Here is a 14,634-nt window from a genome sequence, read left to right on the forward strand (position 1 = left end):
TTAATTACTTGTGCCTTTGCGTCGACCTTTACGGGTTCTAGCATTGGTTTTAGTTCGTTGTCCACGCAGAGGGAGTCCACGTCGATGTCTGAGTCCTCGATAACATCCGAGATCCATCAATCGCTTGATATTCATGGAAACAACTCGACGCAGGTCACCTTCCACAGTCATTTTAGCAATTTCGGTACGCAAAGCTTCAAGCTTCTCTTCAGGAACCTGAAATACTTTAGTGGACTCTTCAATACCCACTGTTTTACACAAATGTTTAGAAGTTGTTTTACCTATACCAAAGATTGATGTCAGTGCAATCACTATATGTTTATTATCTGGTATATTTACACCTGCAATACGAGCCATTAATTTCTCCGTATGTTTACTTTGCTCTGCCGGAAAGGGACAGAAGAATACTATTTTATTGGATTAAAATCAAGCAAGATTAACCTTGCTTTTGTTTATGTCTAGCATCTTTACATATAACTTTGACATTTCCATGACGCTTAATAATTTTGCAGTTACGGCAAATACGCTTAACTGATGCTCTAACTTTCATTCATAACTCCGAGTAATAATCATAAAAGACCAGGTAATTTAGTACCTTTAAAATTGGCCTTTTTCATCAGTGAATCATATTGTTGAGTCATTAAGTGCGCTTGAACCTGTGCGACAAAGTCCATAATCACAACAACGATGATTAAAAGTGAAGTTCCGCCAAAATAGAAGGGTACATGCCAGGTGTACATTAATATCTGTGGCAGCAAGCATACCAGTACAAGGTAAATTGCGCCAATTAATGTTAGCCGGGTCATTACCGAATCAATATATTTTGTCGTTTGCTCACCAGGTCTAATGCCTGGAATATAAGCTCCTGACTTTTTCAAATTATCAGCTGTATCTTTAGGATTGAACACCAAAGCAGCATAGAAAAAGGCAAAAAACAGAATCGCTACCGCATAGACGATCAGATATAAAGGCTGACCGGGCGATAAAGCCATTCCAATATCAGCTAACCAGTCCATTCCTTTACCTTTAGCAAAAAACTGTGCAAGTGTCGCAGGCAGCAGAATAATGCTGGAAGCAAAAATAGGCGGGATGACTCCAGACATATTTATTTTTAACGGCAAATGACTGGTCTGGGCGGCATATACTTTGCGGCCCTGAGTACGTTGAGCATAGTTAACCCTGATTCGCCTTTGAGCTCGCTCCATGAATACAACAAACCCGGTTACACAAACTACGATTAATGCAATCAAAATCAGACTCAAGGCCTGCATTTGTCCCTCTTTAACCTGCTGGAACACAGATGCAATTGCATTAGGCATACTGGAGACTATTCCAGAGAAAATGATAAGAGATATACCATTCCCGACGCCCTTTTCAGTTATTTGTTCACCTAGCCACATCAAGAACATTGTACCAGTAACCAATGTGACAACAGCCGTAAAATAAAATGTAAAATCAGCATGCAAAGCAATGTGCTGTCCAGCTAACCATCGAGCCATACCTAATGATTGAAAAACTGATAATAACAATGTCAGGTAGCGCGTGTATTGGTTGATTTTACGACGCCCTTGTTCACCTTCTTTCTTCAACTGCTCCAACTTGGGAGAAACGACTGAAAAAAGCTGAATAATAATCGATGCGGAAATATAAGGCATTATACCAATAGCGAATACAGTAACTCGGGATAATGCCCCACCAGAAAACATATTAAAAAGGCCAAAAATAGTATTTTGTTGTTCGCCGAAAAAATTGGCCAGTTTCTGTGGATCAAGTCCAGGTACAGGTATATGCGCACCTAAACGGTAAACAAGGATCCCAAGAATGACAAAAAATATTCTGGTCTTTAATTCAGTCAACCCACTTTTGGGTTGACCTGCTATTTGCTTCCGGTTTTTCATAATTAGTCTTCTATACTTCCACCAGCCTGTTCAATCATTGCACGGGCTCCTTTGGTCACAGGAATCCCTTTCAGTTTGACAGCAACACTGATCTCACCAGAAAGAATCACTTTAACGTTTTTAACAGCTGTATTAATCAGTCGGTGCCGACGCAAAGTATCCATATCAATGATTTCTTCTTCAATGGAAGCAAGTTCACTAAGTGTGATTTGATCATTGTACTTGCCTATACGAGATTTGAAACCCATTTTTGGCAAACGTCTTTGAATAGGCATCTGACCGCCTTCAAAGTTGATCTTGTGATAACCGCCAGCACGGGCCTTCTGCCCTTTATGGCCTTTTCCGCTTGTCTTACCCAGACCAGAACCAATACCACGACCTAAACGTTGCTTTGGACGTTTTGAACCTGGATCAGGCGAAAGTGTATTTAATTTCATTAGGCACACTCCTCTACACGTAACAAGTAGTGAACAGTATTCACAAGACCGCGGATCGCTGGAATATCCTGATGAATAACAGAACTATTTAATTTACCCAGACCTAATTGTTTTACAATCAGAATATGCTTGGGTTTTCTACCTATTGTACTTTTTACCAAAGTAATTTTAATTTTTTTGCTCATGATTAGCCTGCCATCACTTCTTCAACAGTTTTACCGCGTTTAGCAGCGACATAATCTGGAGTTCCAATATTTGACAAAGCACCGATAGTTGCTCTGACGATGTTGCTTGGGTTAGTTGAACCAATACTTTTAGCAAGAATGTTTTGGACACCCAGTACTTCGAGAACAGCTCTCATTGCACCACCAGCAATAATTCCGGTACCTTCACTGGCAGGTTTCATGAATACCTTGGATGCACCATAGCTCCAGGTAATTTCGTGATGAATTGTATTTCCAGCCAATGGAATATAAGTCATATTCTTACGTGCTTGTTCCATCGCTTTCTGAATAGCAATCGGCACTTCACGGGCTTTACCGCGTCCGTAACCAACTTTGCCCTTACCGTCGCCAATGACGACAAGTACAGCAAACCCGAATACTCGTCCACCTTTTACTACTTTCGCTGTTCGGGTCACAGAGACTAGTTTCTCTTGATACCCTTCAGTCATTTTGGATTCTTCAAATGCCATCACTGTTCCTTAAAAATTCAAACCAGCTTCACGGGCACCATCAGCAAGTGCCTTAACGCGGCCATGATATTTGTACCCAGAGCGGTCAAATGCAACATCGGTAATTTGATGTGCCTTAGCTCGTTCGCCAAGTAGTTTTCCTACCATTGTCGCCTGCTCAACTTTAGTACCTTTAATAGAACCTCTTGCTTCTTTATCAACTGTGGAACAGGAAGCCACTACACGGTCACCATTTTCACCGGGTACTATAATCTGAGCATAGATATGTGTAGTACTACGATAAACCACAAGGCGTGGACGACCGCAATACTTCTGTCTTGCTTTTGTTTTGGCTCCGCGTCTTACACGTGCATTAATCTTACTCATAATTTAAACCCTATTTTTTCTTGGCTTCTTTACGCGCAATTTGTTCACCAGCATATTTCACACCTTTTCCTTTGTAGGGCTCTGGTGGTCTGAATGCACGAATTTCAGAAGCAACCTGACCTAATAATTGTCTATCAATGCCCTTAATGATGATCGTAGTGTTGTTTGGACATTCAACAGTCACACCAGTAGGCAATTCATATTCGATGGGATGTGAATATCCCAATGATAAGCTGACAGACTTTCCGCTAGCTTGCGCTCTGTATCCAACACCAACGAGTTCCAGGGTAACGGAAAAACCATCAGTTACACCTTTAACCATATTGTTTAGAAGCGCACGGACTGTACCTGCCTGCGCCCAGGCATTAGGGTCATTAGAGGCTGGGCTAAAAGTGATTTTAGCATCATCTCTTGTAATAGATACAAGCTTATTGACATGTTGTGTCAATTCACCTTTTGGACCTTTAACAGTCATTTCATTTTTTGATAAAGTTAGCTCCACATTTGCAGGTAACTGTATCGGAGCTTTTGCTACTCTTGACATATTAATCCTCGCAAAAATTAAGCTACTTCACAAAGCACTTCACCGCCAACACGATTATTTTTGGCAGCGATGTGAGTCATTACACCTTTTGAAGTTGATAAAATGGCAATACCAAAACCAGGAATTGATGACAACTCATTAAAAGGTTTGTAAACACGTAAACCAGGTCTGCTAATACGTAAAATACGCTCGATAACAGGGCGGCCGTGATAATATTTTAATTTGACTGTAAGAGTCTTGTGATTATTCTCTTCAGCTTGTACTGAGTAATCGAGAATGTAACCTTCCTCTTTCAATACACGAGCGATTTCTTCCTTCAACTTTGATGAGTTGAGGGTTACGCTCTGATGCTTAGCCAGTTGACCATTTCTAATTCTCGTCAACATGTCAGCAATAGGATCATGCATACTCACACTTATTCTCCATAGAACCTTTGTTTACCAGCTGGACTTTCTACCACCGGTGACGTTTCCAGCAACTAATTGTTGACGCAGACAAATTCTGCACAAGCCAAATTTCCGATAGACTGCATGAGGGCGCCCACACTGCTGGCAACGCTTGTTCTGTCTAACTGGATTTGAATTAACAGGTAATTTAGCAAGTTGAGCCTGAGCGTCCATAATAACATCAAAATCATTAGATGACTTGATCAGAACTTTAAGCTCACTACGCTTTTCTCTATATTTATTTACAAGCTTTGAACGCTTTCTTTCTCGTTCGAGCATTGATGTTTTGGCCACAGTAAATACCCTTCTTAATGTTTGTCTCTGTCTTTTAATGGCAAGTTGAATGCTTCTAGCAAAGCCCTTGCTTCCTCATTCGTTTTAGCACTTGTAGTAATACAAATATCTAAGCCACGGATCCCATCAGTTTTATCAAAATCAATCTCGGGGAAAACGATTTGTTCATGAATTCCCAAGCTGTAATTGCCTGTTCCATCGAAAGATTTGGGGTTAAGACCGCGGAAGTCTCTTACACGTGGCAAGGTAATGGTGATTAAACGATCAAGAAACTCATACATTTTTTGTTTTCTTAACGTCACTTTGCATCCAATAGGCCATCCTTCGCGGATCTTGAAGCCGGCAATAGATTTTTTTGCTTTAGTGATAACTGGCTTCTGGCCTGTAATCAGAGTCATGTCATCGACTGCATGATTCATAATTTTCTTATCGCCAACCGCTTCGCCAACACCCATATTTACTGTTATTTTAAGGATCCTGGGAACTTCCATTACGCTTTTATAGCCGAATTTCTTCATTAATGATTCGACTACATTCGATTTGTAGTGCTCTTTAAGTCTTGCCATTTCAATCACCCTGACTAAACAATATCAACTAATTCATTGTTTGATTTAAAATATCTGACTTTCTGATTCTTGCCATTCTTATCAATGAGCTTGAAACCAACTTTGTCAGCCTTTTTGGTTTGAGGATTGTACATAGCTACATTAGAGATATTAAAGGGTGCCTCTGTTGATACTATGCCGCCTGGCTGATTAATCTGCGGGTTCGGCTTTACATGCTTTTTAATCATGTTTGCCCCTTCAACCACAACGGCCACACCTAAAACCTTTTTTACTTTGCCAATATGGCCTTTACTCTTACCAGTGATAACAATTACTGTATCGCCTGATCGGATGCGCTTCATAATTAATCCCTCTTACAATACTTCTGCTGCAAGAGAGATGATTTTCATGAATCGCTCTCTCAATTCGCGTGTTACTGGACCAAAGATACGAGTCCCAATGGGCTCGTTTTGATTATTTAATAGCACTGCAGCATTGCCATCAAAACGAATCAACGAACCATCATCACGGCGGACACCTTGGCTGGTTCTAACGACAACAGCCTTCATCACCGCACCTTTCTTAACTTTACTTCGAGGTATTGCATCTTTAATGCTCACTTTGATGACATCTCCTACCCTCGCATAGCGACGATGAGATCCACCTAGCACTTTGATACACATTACCTTGCGCGCTCCGCTATTATCAGCTACATCGAGCACTGTCTGCATTTGTATCATTCTACTCTCCAGCTCTAATTTCGACCAGAAAAAGGCTGCTGATTATACCAGCCTAATTGGAATTTTAAAAGTCATTGCAAACGAATCAGGAAATAACTTCAACCAATTCCCAGCATTTTGTCTTAGAAAGAGGTCTCGTCTCTCTAATTCTGACTGTATCGCCAATTTTGCAAACCTGCTGTTCATCATGAGCATGGAGCTTAGTTCTGCGCTTCATGATTTTACCATATTTCGGATGCTTAACTGTTCTCTCTACTAATACAACAATGGTTTTTTGCATTTTGTCACTAACAACTCGCCCAACCATTATTCTTGCATTTGATTCACTATTCGACATGACTCTTTCCAACCTTTTCAGTCATAACTGTTTTTACTCTAGCAATAGTCTTTCTAACCAGACTAACCAGGTGTGTTTTTTCAAGAGAACCACTTGCTCTTTTCATACGCAAATTGAATTGCTCTTTTCGTAACTGGAGTAATTCCTCACTTAATTCCTTGATAGACAAGTTTCTCAATTCATTTAAAGTTTTCATTACATCACCTTACGTTCTTCAAACATTACCTTAAAAGGTAATTTGGCTTTTGCCAAATTGAAAGCTTCTAATGCCAGCTCTCTGGATACCCCTTCCATCTCAAACAGGATCTTGCCTGGTTGGATTTGAGCCACCCAATATTCAACACTACCTTTACCTTTACCTTGACGAACTTCAAGAGGTTTTTGTGTAATTGGTTTATCTGGGAATACACGAATCCAAATTTTTCCGCCCCGTTTAATATGGCGTGTCATGGCACGACGAGCCGCTTCAATTTGTCGGGCAGTCAAGCGACCACGTTCAACCGCTTTTAGACCAAACTCTCCGAAGCTAACATTGGAGCCACGTTGGGCAAGACCACGGTTACGGCCTTTCATTTGTTTACGATATTTAGTACGTTTTGGCTGTAGCATGATTATAAATCCTCACTCATTTACTGCTGTCAGCGTTACGATTCTTTTGCGGAAGAACTTCTCCCTTAAAGATCCAAACCTTAACACCGATGATACCGTAAGTTGTTTTGGCTTCAGCAGTACCATAATCAATGTCAGCACGGAATGTATGTAAAGGAACACGTCCTTCACGGTACCATTCACTTCGAGCAATTTCAGCGCCACCTAGTCGACCGCTGACACAAATTTTGATCCCTTTAGCGCCTGATTTCATTGCAGAAGTAACTGCACGTTTCATTGCTCTTCTGAACATAACACGTTGCTCGAGCTGCTGTGCAATACCTTCAGCCACCAGAGTAGAATCAAGTTCCGGTTTCTTAACTTCTTCGATATTAAGGTGTACTGGAACGCCTAACTTGGAAGAAATCTCGCTTCGCAGACCTTCTATACCGCCACCTTTCTTTCCGATAAGGATACCTGGTCTAGCTGTATGAATCGTGACTACTGCATTATTTGCAGGTCTTTCGATCTGGATACGGCTAATCGCTGCGGCATACAACTTCTTTTTCAGATCTTTTCTTAAATTAATATCTTCATTCAGGAGTTGTGCGTAATTTTTGCTGGCATACCATTTTGAATTCCAGCTTTTTACTATGCCCAAACGGATACCAATAGGATTTACTTTTTGTCCCATTCTATTATACCTCGTCAGATACTTTAATTGTAATGTGGCAAGTACGTTTGGATATACGATTCGCACGTCCTTTGGCACGAGCTCTGATACGCTTCAGTGTAGATGCTTCATCAACACAGACAACGCCTACATGCAGCTCATCGATATCTGCACCATTATTATTTTCTGCGTTTGCAATGGCTGATTCCAAAACTTTGAGCATCAGAAATGCTCCTTTTTTTGGTGTAAAACGTAAAATATCGAGCGCTTTTGATACGCTCACTTTACGAATCATGTCTGCGACTAACCGGGCTTTCTGTGCAGAAAGGGGCGCATTTTTTAATTTTGCAGTAACTTCCATCATTGCCTCTACTTACCTTTAGCCTTTCTGTCACCAGAATGGCCTTTGAATGTGCGGGTCATAGCGAATTCGCCCAATTTATGGCCAACCATGTTATCAGTGATAAACACTGGAACATGATCTTTCCCGTTATGGACAGCGATAGTTAAATCTATCATGTCAGGGGTAATGGTTGAGCGTCGTGACCAGGTTTTAATTGGTTTTTTAGACTTTGCATCAATTGCTGCTTTAACTTTGACAAGCAGATGTGGATCAATGTGTGGACCCTTTCTTATCGAGCGTGGCACGTTAATATCCTCTTAGCTAATTATTTCTTTTTACGAGATCTGACAATGAATCTATCAGTTCGTTTATTACTGCGTGTCTTATAACCTTTTGTCGGCACGCCCCAAGGAGTCACTGGATGTCTTCCGCCAGAAGTACGGCCTTCACCACCACCATGCGGGTGATCAACAGGGTTCATCGCAACACCACGTACAGTGGGTCGGATTCCTCGCCAACGCTTGGCTCCTGCCTTACCTAAAGCACGAAGACTATGTTCGCTATTGCTAACTTCACCAATAACTGCTCTGCAAGTGGCCAATACTTTTCGCATTTCACCAGAGCGCAGTTTTAAAGTAGCATAAGCGCCTTCTTTAGCAACAATTTGTCCGCCACATCCAGCACTACGTAAGAACTGAGCACCTTTTCCAGGTTTTAATTCAACACAGTGGATAGTTGTACCAACCGGAATATTTCTTAATGGTAAAGCATTGCCCACACTGATAGGAGAATCTTCACCACTAACAACAGTTGCGCCAGCTTCTAATTGAGCAGGTGCAATAATGTACCGCCGTTCGCCATCTTTGTAAACAAGTAATGCAATTAAAGCTGATCGATTCGGATCATATTCGATGCGCTCAACTCGAGCTTCGATACCATCTTTATTACGTTTGAAGTCAATTATACGATATTTACTGCGAACACCACCACCAATGTGTCGAACAGTAATACGTCCCTGGTTGTTTCTTCCACCAGTCTTATTTAACTTTTCAACCAGAGCAGCGTGAGGTTGTCCTTTATGGATATGATGGTGTACAACCTTTAATTCACCGCGCTTTCCGGGTGACGTTGGTTTTGATTTTAATAATGCCATCGTCGTCTACCTTATTCTTTTACGCTAAAATCGATATCATAGTTTTCGTGTAAAGAAACAAACGCTTTTTTCCAGTCGCTTCTTTTACCAGCTAACTGGCGAAAACGCTTGGACTTGCCTTTGACATTCATTACAGAAACATTTTTGACTTTAACATTAAACAATTCCTCTACTGCTCTTTTAATCTCGTTTTTGGTGGCAGTTTTGAGAACTTTGAATGTAAATTGCTTGTATTTTTCAGCCATCACAGTTGCTTTTTCAGATGTGTGTGGCTCTCTTAATACCATTAGTAAACGTTCTGCGTTCATTGTAGCAACTCCTCAATGCTTTTAAGTGCTTCACCTGTGATTAGTACTTTTTCAAAGCGCAGTAAACTCACGGGGTCAACTGAAGCAACGTCGCAAATGTCGAAATCAATCAGATTGCGTGAACCCAGGTACTCGTTTTCGCCAACTTCATGCATAATGATTAAAGCATTTGTCAAATCATACTCTTTCATCTTGACAATAAAGTCTTTGGTCTTGTTAGAACTGCATTGAAAGTCACTAACGACAATCAGATTCTCATTACGGATAAGCTCAGATAAGATACTTCTTATAGCGCGCTTATACATTTTTTTGTTTAGCTTTTGGCTATAATCACGTTTTTTTGATGCAAACGTAACCCCACCCGAACGCCAAATTGGGCTGCGGATTGTACCAGCGCGTGCACGGCCAGTACCTTTTTGTCTCCAAGGCTTTCTACCGCCGCCACTTACTTCAGATCGGGTTTTCTGGGCACTGTTTCCACTGCGAGCATTATTCATAAAAGTGACTACAGCTTGATGAATTAAGCCTTCGTTGTAGTTATAATCGAACACTTGCTCATTTACACTTAATGAAGTGTTGGTATCTTTAGTAATAAGTTCCATTATTGATCCCCTGCTTTGATCTTAACTGCGGGTCGTACTTCGACTCTGGCTCCAGGGAATCCAGGAATAGCACCCTTTATCAACAGTAGATTTCGTTCAGCATCAACTCTAACCAACTCAAGGTTTTGAGTAGTGCATCTGACATTACCCATATGGCCGGCCATTTTCTTACCTTTGAACACTCGTCCTGGCGTTTGGTTCTGACCAATTGATCCAGGAACACGATGCGAAACAGAGTTACCGTGTGTTGCATCTTGCGTTCTGAAATTATGTCGTTTTACGGTACCAGCAAAGCCTTTACCCTTTGATGTACCTGTCACATCAACATATTGACCGGGAGTAAAAATTTCGGCTACTGAAATAGTCTGCCCAGCAGAAAAGCCATCAAGAGAAGTGACTCGGAATTCTCCGATCATATCTCCAGCTTCTATCTGAGCTTTTGCAAAATGACCAGTAAGCGCTTTGTTTACACGGCTTGCCTTTTTTTCACCGCCTGTTATTTGTACAGCCATATAGCCGTCAGATTCAAGCGTTTTAAGTTGAGATACACGATTTGGCGCAATTTCTATTACTGAAACAGGAATTGACTGCCCTTCTTCAGTAAAGATACGTGTCATACCAACTTTTCTGCCAATTAACCCTATCATTGTAATACCTCGTTAGTATTCCTATCTGGAACGTTATTCGTCATCCAGACTTATCTGAACATCGACACCAGCAGCCAAGTCCAGCTTCATTAATGCATCTACTGTTTTTTCAGTGGGGTGCACTATCACAACCAGGCGTTTATGGGTGCGTAACTCATACTGATCTCTAGCATCTTTGTTAACATGAGGAGAAATCAGTACAGTAAATTTCTCTTTTTTAATTGGCAGTGGTATTGGCCCACGGATTTGTGCGCCAGTACGTTTTGCCGTTTCAACTATTTCACGTGTTGACGAATCAATCAAACGATGGTCAAACGATTTTAAACGAATTTTAATATTTTGATTACTCATTTTACTCACTCGATGATTTTAGCCACGACACCGGCACCAACAGTACGACCGCCTTCGCGAATAGCAAAGCGCAGACCTTCATCCATTGCAATCGGTGAATGCAGACTGACAGTCATTTGAACGTTGTCGCCTGGCATTACCATTTCGATTCCTTGTGGCAGTTCACAAGAACCTGTTACGTCTGTCGTTCTGAAGTAAAACTGAGGACGGTAACCATTGAAAAATGGAGTGTGACGGCCACCTTCATCTTTTGAAAGCACGTATACTTCGGCTTCAAATTTGGTGTGAGGCTTGATTGTACCAGGTTTTGCCAGTACTTGTCCTCTTTCTACGTCGTCTCGTTTCGTTCCTCGTAACAACACCCCTACGTTATCTCCTGCACGACCTTCGTCAAGCAGTTTACGGAACATTTCAACACCAGTACATGTGGTCTTTTGAGTATCGCGAATACCAACAATCTCAACTTCCTCACCTACTTTAACAATTCCGCTTTCAACACGGCCTGTCACTACTGTTCCACGGCCAGAAATTGAGAATACGTCTTCAATCGGTAATAAGAATGCTTTGTCAATGTTACGAACTGGTTCTGGAATATAGGAATCCATTGTCTCAACCAGTTTCTCAATCGCTGCAACACCGATATCACTTGTGTCGCCTTCGAGAGCTTTCAGCGCTGAACCAACAACAATTGGAATGTCATCACCAGGAAATTCATAGCTGCTCAGCAGGTCACGAACTTCCATCTCAACCAGTTCTAACAACTCCGCATCATCAACCATATCCGCTTTATTCAGGAATACTACAATGTATGGTACACCAACCTGGCGGGATAACAGAATATGTTCGCGAGTTTGAGGCATTGGACCATACGCTTTCGCTGTACCACCAAATTTTTTCGCCATAATCGTTGTTATAGCTGCAGTCAGTGTGGTTTTACCGTGGTCGACGTGACCAATCGTGCCTACATTTACGTGCGGCTTCTTTCGCTCAAACTTTTCCTTCGCCATTTTCAAATAACCTCATTAACTTTTATTGTTTCTTAATAATCGCTTCAGCAATATTCATTGGTGCTTCCGCATACTTAGCGAACTCCATTGAATAGGTAGCTCGACCTTGTGTCGCGGAACGCACATCTGTGGCATACCCAAACATTTCTGCTAATGGAACTTCCGCACGAATTACCTTTCCTGCAGGAGAATCTTCCATACCCTGAACCATGCCTCTCCGGCGGTTCAAGTCTCCCATGACATCCCCCATATACTCTTCAGGGGTTACAACTTCCACACTCATTATTGGCTCAAGAAGCACGGGTTTTGCTTTTTGAGCACCTTGTCTAAAGCCCAGTGAGCCAGCAATTTTGAACGCCATTTCACTTGAATCCACTTCGTGGAATGAACCATCGAAAAGTGTGACTTTGACATCTACTACAGGGTAACCAGCAATAACACCATTTTGCATCTGCTCCTGAATTCCCTTATCTACAGCAGGAATGTATTCTTTTGGAATAACACCCCCAACAATAGCATTGACGAACTCATAGCCTGAACCTGGTTGTTGCGGCTCGATCTTCAACCATACGTGACCATATTGTCCACGGCCACCAGACTGACGAACAAATTTACCTTCCTGCTCCACCACTGCTTTGATCGTTTCACGATAAGCAACCTGCGGTTTACCCACATTGGCTTCGACATTGAACTCCCGCTTCATACGGTCCACGATAATCTCGAGGTGTAACTCACCCATCCCCTCGATAATTGTTTGACCTGATTCTTCATCAGTATGAACACGGAAGGAAGGATCTTCCTGTGCTAGTTTACCTAAAGCTATTGACATTTTTTCCTGGTCAGCTTTGGTTCTAGGCTCCACTGCTACAGCTATTACGGGATCTGGGAAATCCATTCTTTCCAACGTAACAACATGATCTATGTCGCAAAGTGTATCGCCAGTTGTAACTGTCTTTAAACCAACAGCAGCAGCAATATCGCCAGCTTTAACTTCTTTTATCTCTTCTCTTGAGTTGGCATGCATTTGCAAAAGGCGGCCTATCCGCTCTTTTTTCCCTTTCACGGGATTATAAATGGTATCGCCACTTTTTAATACCCCTGAGTAGGTACGAAAATAGGTCAGCGTTCCCACAAAAGGATCAGTGGCAATTTTAAATGCTAACGCTGAAAATGGCTCATCATAAGATGTTTTACGATGCAGCTCATTTCCGTACTCATCAACGCCTTTAATATCAGGGATATCAATAGGAGAAGGTAAATAATCAACCACACCATCCAGAACTGCTTGAACACCCTTGTTCTTAAAGGCTGAACCGCAGAACACTGGTACAACTTCATTACTCACCGTTCGTTTACGAATGGCATGCTTAATTTCATCTTCTGTAAGCTCTTCGCCTTCCAGATATTTTTCCATTAGCTCTTCAGACGCTTCAGCTGCCGCTTCAATAATTAAAGCTCGATACTCTTCACATTGCTTCATCATCTCTGCTGGGATATTCTGATAAACAAAAGACATACCTTTACTTTCTTCATCCCAGTGAATTGCTTTCATTTTGACAAGGTCAACAACCCCAATGAAAGCATCTTCCGCGCCAATTGGCATTTGGACTACTACAGGATTGGACCCAAGACGTTGTTTAATCTGAGCTACAACCCGGAGAAAATTGGCTCCCATCCTGTCCATTTTGTTTACAAAAACAATGCGTGGTACACCGTACTTATCAGACTGCCTCCACACTGTCTCAGATTGAGGCTCAACTCCTGAAACCGCATCGAACACAACGATAGCACCATCAAGAACTCGCAATGAACGCTCTACTTCGATCATGAAGTCAACGTGCCCTGGGGTATCAATAATATTGATACGGTGTCGTGGAAATTGCTTATCCATTCCTTCCCAGTAGCAAGTCGTAGCAGCAGAGGTAATTGTAATACCGCGCTCCTGCTCCTGAACCATCCAGTCCATTGTAGCAGCGCCATCATGTACTTCACCCATTTTATGCGACATTCCAGTGTAGAAAAGAACACGTTCGGTCGTGGTCGTTTTCCCTGCATCGACATGGGCAGCAATGCCGATATTTCTGTAAAGTTCTAATGGAGTAGACACGGAGTTTTCTCTCTCTGTTAATTCCAGCGAAAATGCGCAAAGGCCTGGTTAGCTTTAGCCATCCTATGAGTATCTTCACGTTTTTTAACTGCAGAGCCTTTACTTTCAAAAGCATCTAACAACTCACCTGCCAAACGCAGCATCATTCCCTTTTCGCCACGAGATCTGGCAGCCTGGACAATCCAGCGCATTCCTAATGCAATGCTTCTATCAGTACGCACTTCAACCGGAACCTGATAAGTAGCGCCACCGACACGTCTTGATCGAACTTCAACACTTGGACGAACATTATCAAGCGCTTGCTCAAAGTATTGCAGTACAGTCGTTGAGCCGCCTACGCTTCCGGCCTCACCTGACTCGTCTTCGCTCTTACGATTTTTCTTGACGCGCTCATGTAGTACGTCCAGGGCATCATAAACAATTTTCTCAGCAATGGATTTTTTTCCACTGATCATTAATACGTTGATGAATTTTGCCAACAGCTCACTATGATGCTTAGGATCAGGCAGAATTTCACGTTTGGGGACTTCTCTTCTTCTTGGCATGTCAAATTC

27 protein-coding genes are annotated in these 14,634 nt (G+C 41.9%); all 27 read right to left on the reverse strand.

Annotated elements, in window-relative coordinates; translation table 11 throughout:
• Complete coding sequence (gene rpsM, locus LXA66_RS05945) at nucleotides 1–357, reverse strand: 30S ribosomal protein S13 (RefSeq protein WP_058507953.1); 357 nt, start codon at nucleotides 355–357, stop codon at nucleotides 1–3.
• 79 nt (nucleotides 358–436) lie between these two features.
• Nucleotides 437–550, reverse strand: coding sequence for a 50S ribosomal protein L36 (rpmJ, locus tag LXA66_RS05950; RefSeq protein WP_083499241.1), 114 nt, complete (start codon nucleotides 548–550; stop codon nucleotides 437–439).
• A 19-nt stretch (nucleotides 551–569) separates the two neighbouring features.
• Entirely contained in the window at nucleotides 570–1,898 is a 1,329-nt protein-coding gene (gene secY, locus LXA66_RS05955; RefSeq protein WP_112220490.1) for a preprotein translocase subunit SecY, read from the reverse strand.
• A gap of 2 nt (nucleotides 1,899–1,900) precedes the next feature.
• Nucleotides 1,901–2,335: a 50S ribosomal protein L15 gene (gene rplO / locus LXA66_RS05960; RefSeq protein WP_112220491.1), complete on the reverse strand. Its 435-nt coding sequence runs from the start codon at nucleotides 2,333–2,335 to the stop codon at nucleotides 1,901–1,903.
• Nucleotides 2,335–2,520: a 50S ribosomal protein L30 gene (gene rpmD / locus LXA66_RS05965; protein ID WP_058507950.1), complete on the reverse strand. Its 186-nt coding sequence runs from the start codon at nucleotides 2,518–2,520 to the stop codon at nucleotides 2,335–2,337. The genes rplO and rpmD overlap by 1 nt, the downstream gene beginning before the upstream one ends.
• Nucleotides 2,521–2,522: 2 nt before the next feature.
• The gene (gene rpsE, locus LXA66_RS05970; RefSeq protein WP_058507949.1) at nucleotides 2,523–3,029 is read right to left on the reverse strand and encodes a 30S ribosomal protein S5; all 507 of its coding nucleotides are present in this window, start codon (nucleotides 3,027–3,029) and stop codon (nucleotides 2,523–2,525) included.
• Between the two features lie 9 nt (nucleotides 3,030–3,038).
• Nucleotides 3,039–3,395, reverse strand: a complete 357-nt coding sequence (gene rplR / locus LXA66_RS05975; protein WP_058507948.1) for a 50S ribosomal protein L18 — start codon at nucleotides 3,393–3,395, stop codon at nucleotides 3,039–3,041.
• A gap of 10 nt (nucleotides 3,396–3,405) precedes the next feature.
• Nucleotides 3,406–3,939 carry a 50S ribosomal protein L6 gene (gene rplF / locus LXA66_RS05980; RefSeq protein WP_058507947.1) on the reverse strand — a complete coding sequence of 178 codons (534 nt, stop codon included), beginning with the start codon at nucleotides 3,937–3,939 and terminating at the stop codon, nucleotides 3,406–3,408.
• A gap of 17 nt (nucleotides 3,940–3,956) precedes the next feature.
• Nucleotides 3,957–4,352, reverse strand: coding sequence for a 30S ribosomal protein S8 (gene rpsH, locus LXA66_RS05985; RefSeq protein ID WP_112220492.1), 396 nt, complete (start codon nucleotides 4,350–4,352; stop codon nucleotides 3,957–3,959).
• A gap of 24 nt (nucleotides 4,353–4,376) precedes the next feature.
• Nucleotides 4,377–4,679, reverse strand: a complete 303-nt coding sequence (gene rpsN, locus LXA66_RS05990; protein WP_058507945.1) for a 30S ribosomal protein S14 — start codon at nucleotides 4,677–4,679, stop codon at nucleotides 4,377–4,379.
• A 14-nt stretch (nucleotides 4,680–4,693) separates the two neighbouring features.
• Entirely contained in the window at nucleotides 4,694–5,245 is a 552-nt protein-coding gene (gene rplE / locus LXA66_RS05995; RefSeq protein WP_112220493.1) for a 50S ribosomal protein L5, read from the reverse strand.
• A 14-nt stretch (nucleotides 5,246–5,259) separates the two neighbouring features.
• On the reverse strand, nucleotides 5,260–5,589 hold the full coding sequence (gene rplX / locus LXA66_RS06000; RefSeq protein WP_233013022.1) for a 50S ribosomal protein L24: 330 nt from the start codon (nucleotides 5,587–5,589) through the stop codon (nucleotides 5,260–5,262).
• 9 nt (nucleotides 5,590–5,598) lie between these two features.
• Nucleotides 5,599–5,964, reverse strand: a complete 366-nt coding sequence (gene rplN, locus LXA66_RS06005) for a 50S ribosomal protein L14 (protein ID WP_028388517.1) — start codon at nucleotides 5,962–5,964, stop codon at nucleotides 5,599–5,601.
• An 85-nt stretch (nucleotides 5,965–6,049) separates the two neighbouring features.
• Complete coding sequence (gene rpsQ, locus LXA66_RS06010) at nucleotides 6,050–6,301, reverse strand: 30S ribosomal protein S17 (RefSeq protein WP_058507942.1); 252 nt, start codon at nucleotides 6,299–6,301, stop codon at nucleotides 6,050–6,052.
• Nucleotides 6,291–6,497 carry a 50S ribosomal protein L29 gene (gene rpmC, locus LXA66_RS06015; RefSeq protein WP_112220494.1) on the reverse strand — a complete coding sequence of 69 codons (207 nt, stop codon included), beginning with the start codon at nucleotides 6,495–6,497 and terminating at the stop codon, nucleotides 6,291–6,293. Before rpmC ends, rpsQ begins: the two co-directional genes overlap by 11 nt.
• Nucleotides 6,497–6,910: a 50S ribosomal protein L16 gene (rplP, locus tag LXA66_RS06020; protein WP_058507940.1), complete on the reverse strand. Its 414-nt coding sequence runs from the start codon at nucleotides 6,908–6,910 to the stop codon at nucleotides 6,497–6,499. The genes rpmC and rplP overlap by 1 nt, the downstream gene beginning before the upstream one ends.
• A gap of 16 nt (nucleotides 6,911–6,926) precedes the next feature.
• Nucleotides 6,927–7,583, reverse strand: a complete 657-nt coding sequence (rpsC, locus tag LXA66_RS06025) for a 30S ribosomal protein S3 (RefSeq protein WP_058507939.1) — start codon at nucleotides 7,581–7,583, stop codon at nucleotides 6,927–6,929.
• Between the two features lie 4 nt (nucleotides 7,584–7,587).
• Nucleotides 7,588–7,923, reverse strand: a complete 336-nt coding sequence (gene rplV, locus LXA66_RS06030; RefSeq protein WP_112220506.1) for a 50S ribosomal protein L22 — start codon at nucleotides 7,921–7,923, stop codon at nucleotides 7,588–7,590.
• An 8-nt stretch (nucleotides 7,924–7,931) separates the two neighbouring features.
• Complete coding sequence (rpsS, locus tag LXA66_RS06035) at nucleotides 7,932–8,210, reverse strand: 30S ribosomal protein S19 (RefSeq protein ID WP_058507937.1); 279 nt, start codon at nucleotides 8,208–8,210, stop codon at nucleotides 7,932–7,934.
• A 20-nt stretch (nucleotides 8,211–8,230) separates the two neighbouring features.
• Nucleotides 8,231–9,058, reverse strand: coding sequence for a 50S ribosomal protein L2 (gene rplB, locus LXA66_RS06040; protein ID WP_112220495.1), 828 nt, complete (start codon nucleotides 9,056–9,058; stop codon nucleotides 8,231–8,233).
• An 11-nt stretch (nucleotides 9,059–9,069) separates the two neighbouring features.
• Nucleotides 9,070–9,366 (reverse strand): 50S ribosomal protein L23, encoded by a 297-nt coding sequence (gene rplW, locus LXA66_RS06045; protein ID WP_112220496.1) that lies wholly within the window; start codon nucleotides 9,364–9,366, stop codon nucleotides 9,070–9,072.
• Nucleotides 9,363–9,968, reverse strand: a complete 606-nt coding sequence (rplD, locus tag LXA66_RS06050; RefSeq protein WP_112220497.1) for a 50S ribosomal protein L4 — start codon at nucleotides 9,966–9,968, stop codon at nucleotides 9,363–9,365. Before rplD ends, rplW begins: the two co-directional genes overlap by 4 nt.
• Complete coding sequence (gene rplC / locus LXA66_RS06055; protein WP_058507933.1) at nucleotides 9,968–10,615, reverse strand: 50S ribosomal protein L3; 648 nt, start codon at nucleotides 10,613–10,615, stop codon at nucleotides 9,968–9,970. The genes rplD and rplC overlap by 1 nt, the downstream gene beginning before the upstream one ends.
• 33 nt (nucleotides 10,616–10,648) lie before the next feature.
• Nucleotides 10,649–10,966, reverse strand: a complete 318-nt coding sequence (gene rpsJ / locus LXA66_RS06060) for a 30S ribosomal protein S10 (protein WP_058507932.1) — start codon at nucleotides 10,964–10,966, stop codon at nucleotides 10,649–10,651.
• Nucleotides 10,967–10,971: 5 nt separating this feature from the next.
• Entirely contained in the window at nucleotides 10,972–11,973 is a 1,002-nt protein-coding gene (locus LXA66_RS06065) for an elongation factor Tu (protein WP_233012408.1), read from the reverse strand.
• Nucleotides 11,974–11,995: 22 nt separating this feature from the next.
• Nucleotides 11,996–14,080, reverse strand: a complete 2,085-nt coding sequence (gene fusA / locus LXA66_RS06070) for an elongation factor G (RefSeq protein ID WP_112220500.1) — start codon at nucleotides 14,078–14,080, stop codon at nucleotides 11,996–11,998.
• 17 nt (nucleotides 14,081–14,097) lie between these two features.
• Nucleotides 14,098–14,625 (reverse strand): 30S ribosomal protein S7, encoded by a 528-nt coding sequence (gene rpsG / locus LXA66_RS06075; protein WP_112220501.1) that lies wholly within the window; start codon nucleotides 14,623–14,625, stop codon nucleotides 14,098–14,100.
• Between the last annotated feature and the right edge of the window lie 9 nt (nucleotides 14,626–14,634).

Source organism: Legionella sp. 16cNR16C, assembly GCF_021297775.1.
Taxonomy (GTDB): domain Bacteria; phylum Pseudomonadota; class Gammaproteobacteria; order Legionellales; family Legionellaceae; genus Legionella_C; species Legionella_C quinlivanii_A.

What these genes read in the sequence shown, in the direction of transcription:
- rpsM (WP_058507953.1), bottom strand. Translation starts at nt 357, where the DNA reads ATGGCTCGTATTGCAGGTGTAAATATACCAGATAATAAACATATAGTG.
- rpmJ (WP_083499241.1), bottom strand. Translation starts at nt 550, where the DNA reads ATGAAAGTTAGAGCATCAGTTAAGCGTATTTGCCGTAACTGCAAAATT.
- secY (WP_112220490.1), bottom strand. Translation starts at nt 1,898, where the DNA reads ATGAAAAACCGGAAGCAAATAGCAGGTCAACCCAAAAGTGGGTTGACT.
- rplO (WP_112220491.1), bottom strand. Translation starts at nt 2,335, where the DNA reads ATGAAATTAAATACACTTTCGCCTGATCCAGGTTCAAAACGTCCAAAG.
- rpmD (WP_058507950.1), bottom strand. Translation starts at nt 2,520, where the DNA reads ATGAGCAAAAAAATTAAAATTACTTTGGTAAAAAGTACAATAGGTAGA.
- rpsE (WP_058507949.1), bottom strand. Translation starts at nt 3,029, where the DNA reads ATGGCATTTGAAGAATCCAAAATGACTGAAGGGTATCAAGAGAAACTA.
- rplR (WP_058507948.1), bottom strand. Translation starts at nt 3,395, where the DNA reads ATGAGTAAGATTAATGCACGTGTAAGACGCGGAGCCAAAACAAAAGCA.
- rplF (WP_058507947.1), bottom strand. Translation starts at nt 3,939, where the DNA reads ATGTCAAGAGTAGCAAAAGCTCCGATACAGTTACCTGCAAATGTGGAG.
- rplE (WP_112220493.1), bottom strand. Translation starts at nt 5,245, where the DNA reads ATGGCAAGACTTAAAGAGCACTACAAATCGAATGTAGTCGAATCATTA.
- rplN (WP_028388517.1), bottom strand. Translation starts at nt 5,964, where the DNA reads ATGATACAAATGCAGACAGTGCTCGATGTAGCTGATAATAGCGGAGCG.
- rpsQ (WP_058507942.1), bottom strand. Translation starts at nt 6,301, where the DNA reads ATGTCGAATAGTGAATCAAATGCAAGAATAATGGTTGGGCGAGTTGTT.
- rpmC (WP_112220494.1), bottom strand. Translation starts at nt 6,497, where the DNA reads ATGAAAACTTTAAATGAATTGAGAAACTTGTCTATCAAGGAATTAAGT.
- rplP (WP_058507940.1), bottom strand. Translation starts at nt 6,910, where the DNA reads ATGCTACAGCCAAAACGTACTAAATATCGTAAACAAATGAAAGGCCGT.
- rpsC (WP_058507939.1), bottom strand. Translation starts at nt 7,583, where the DNA reads ATGGGACAAAAAGTAAATCCTATTGGTATCCGTTTGGGCATAGTAAAA.
- rplV (WP_112220506.1), bottom strand. Translation starts at nt 7,923, where the DNA reads ATGGAAGTTACTGCAAAATTAAAAAATGCGCCCCTTTCTGCACAGAAA.
- rplB (WP_112220495.1), bottom strand. Translation starts at nt 9,058, where the DNA reads ATGGCATTATTAAAATCAAAACCAACGTCACCCGGAAAGCGCGGTGAA.
- rplW (WP_112220496.1), bottom strand. Translation starts at nt 9,366, where the DNA reads ATGAACGCAGAACGTTTACTAATGGTATTAAGAGAGCCACACACATCT.
- rplD (WP_112220497.1), bottom strand. Translation starts at nt 9,968, where the DNA reads ATGGAACTTATTACTAAAGATACCAACACTTCATTAAGTGTAAATGAG.
- rplC (WP_058507933.1), bottom strand. Translation starts at nt 10,615, where the DNA reads ATGATAGGGTTAATTGGCAGAAAAGTTGGTATGACACGTATCTTTACT.
- rpsJ (WP_058507932.1), bottom strand. Translation starts at nt 10,966, where the DNA reads ATGAGTAATCAAAATATTAAAATTCGTTTAAAATCGTTTGACCATCGT.
- LXA66_RS06065 (WP_233012408.1), bottom strand. Translation starts at nt 11,973, where the DNA reads ATGGCGAAGGAAAAGTTTGAGCGAAAGAAGCCGCACGTAAATGTAGGC.
- rpsG (WP_112220501.1), bottom strand. Translation starts at nt 14,625, where the DNA reads ATGCCAAGAAGAAGAGAAGTCCCCAAACGTGAAATTCTGCCTGATCCT.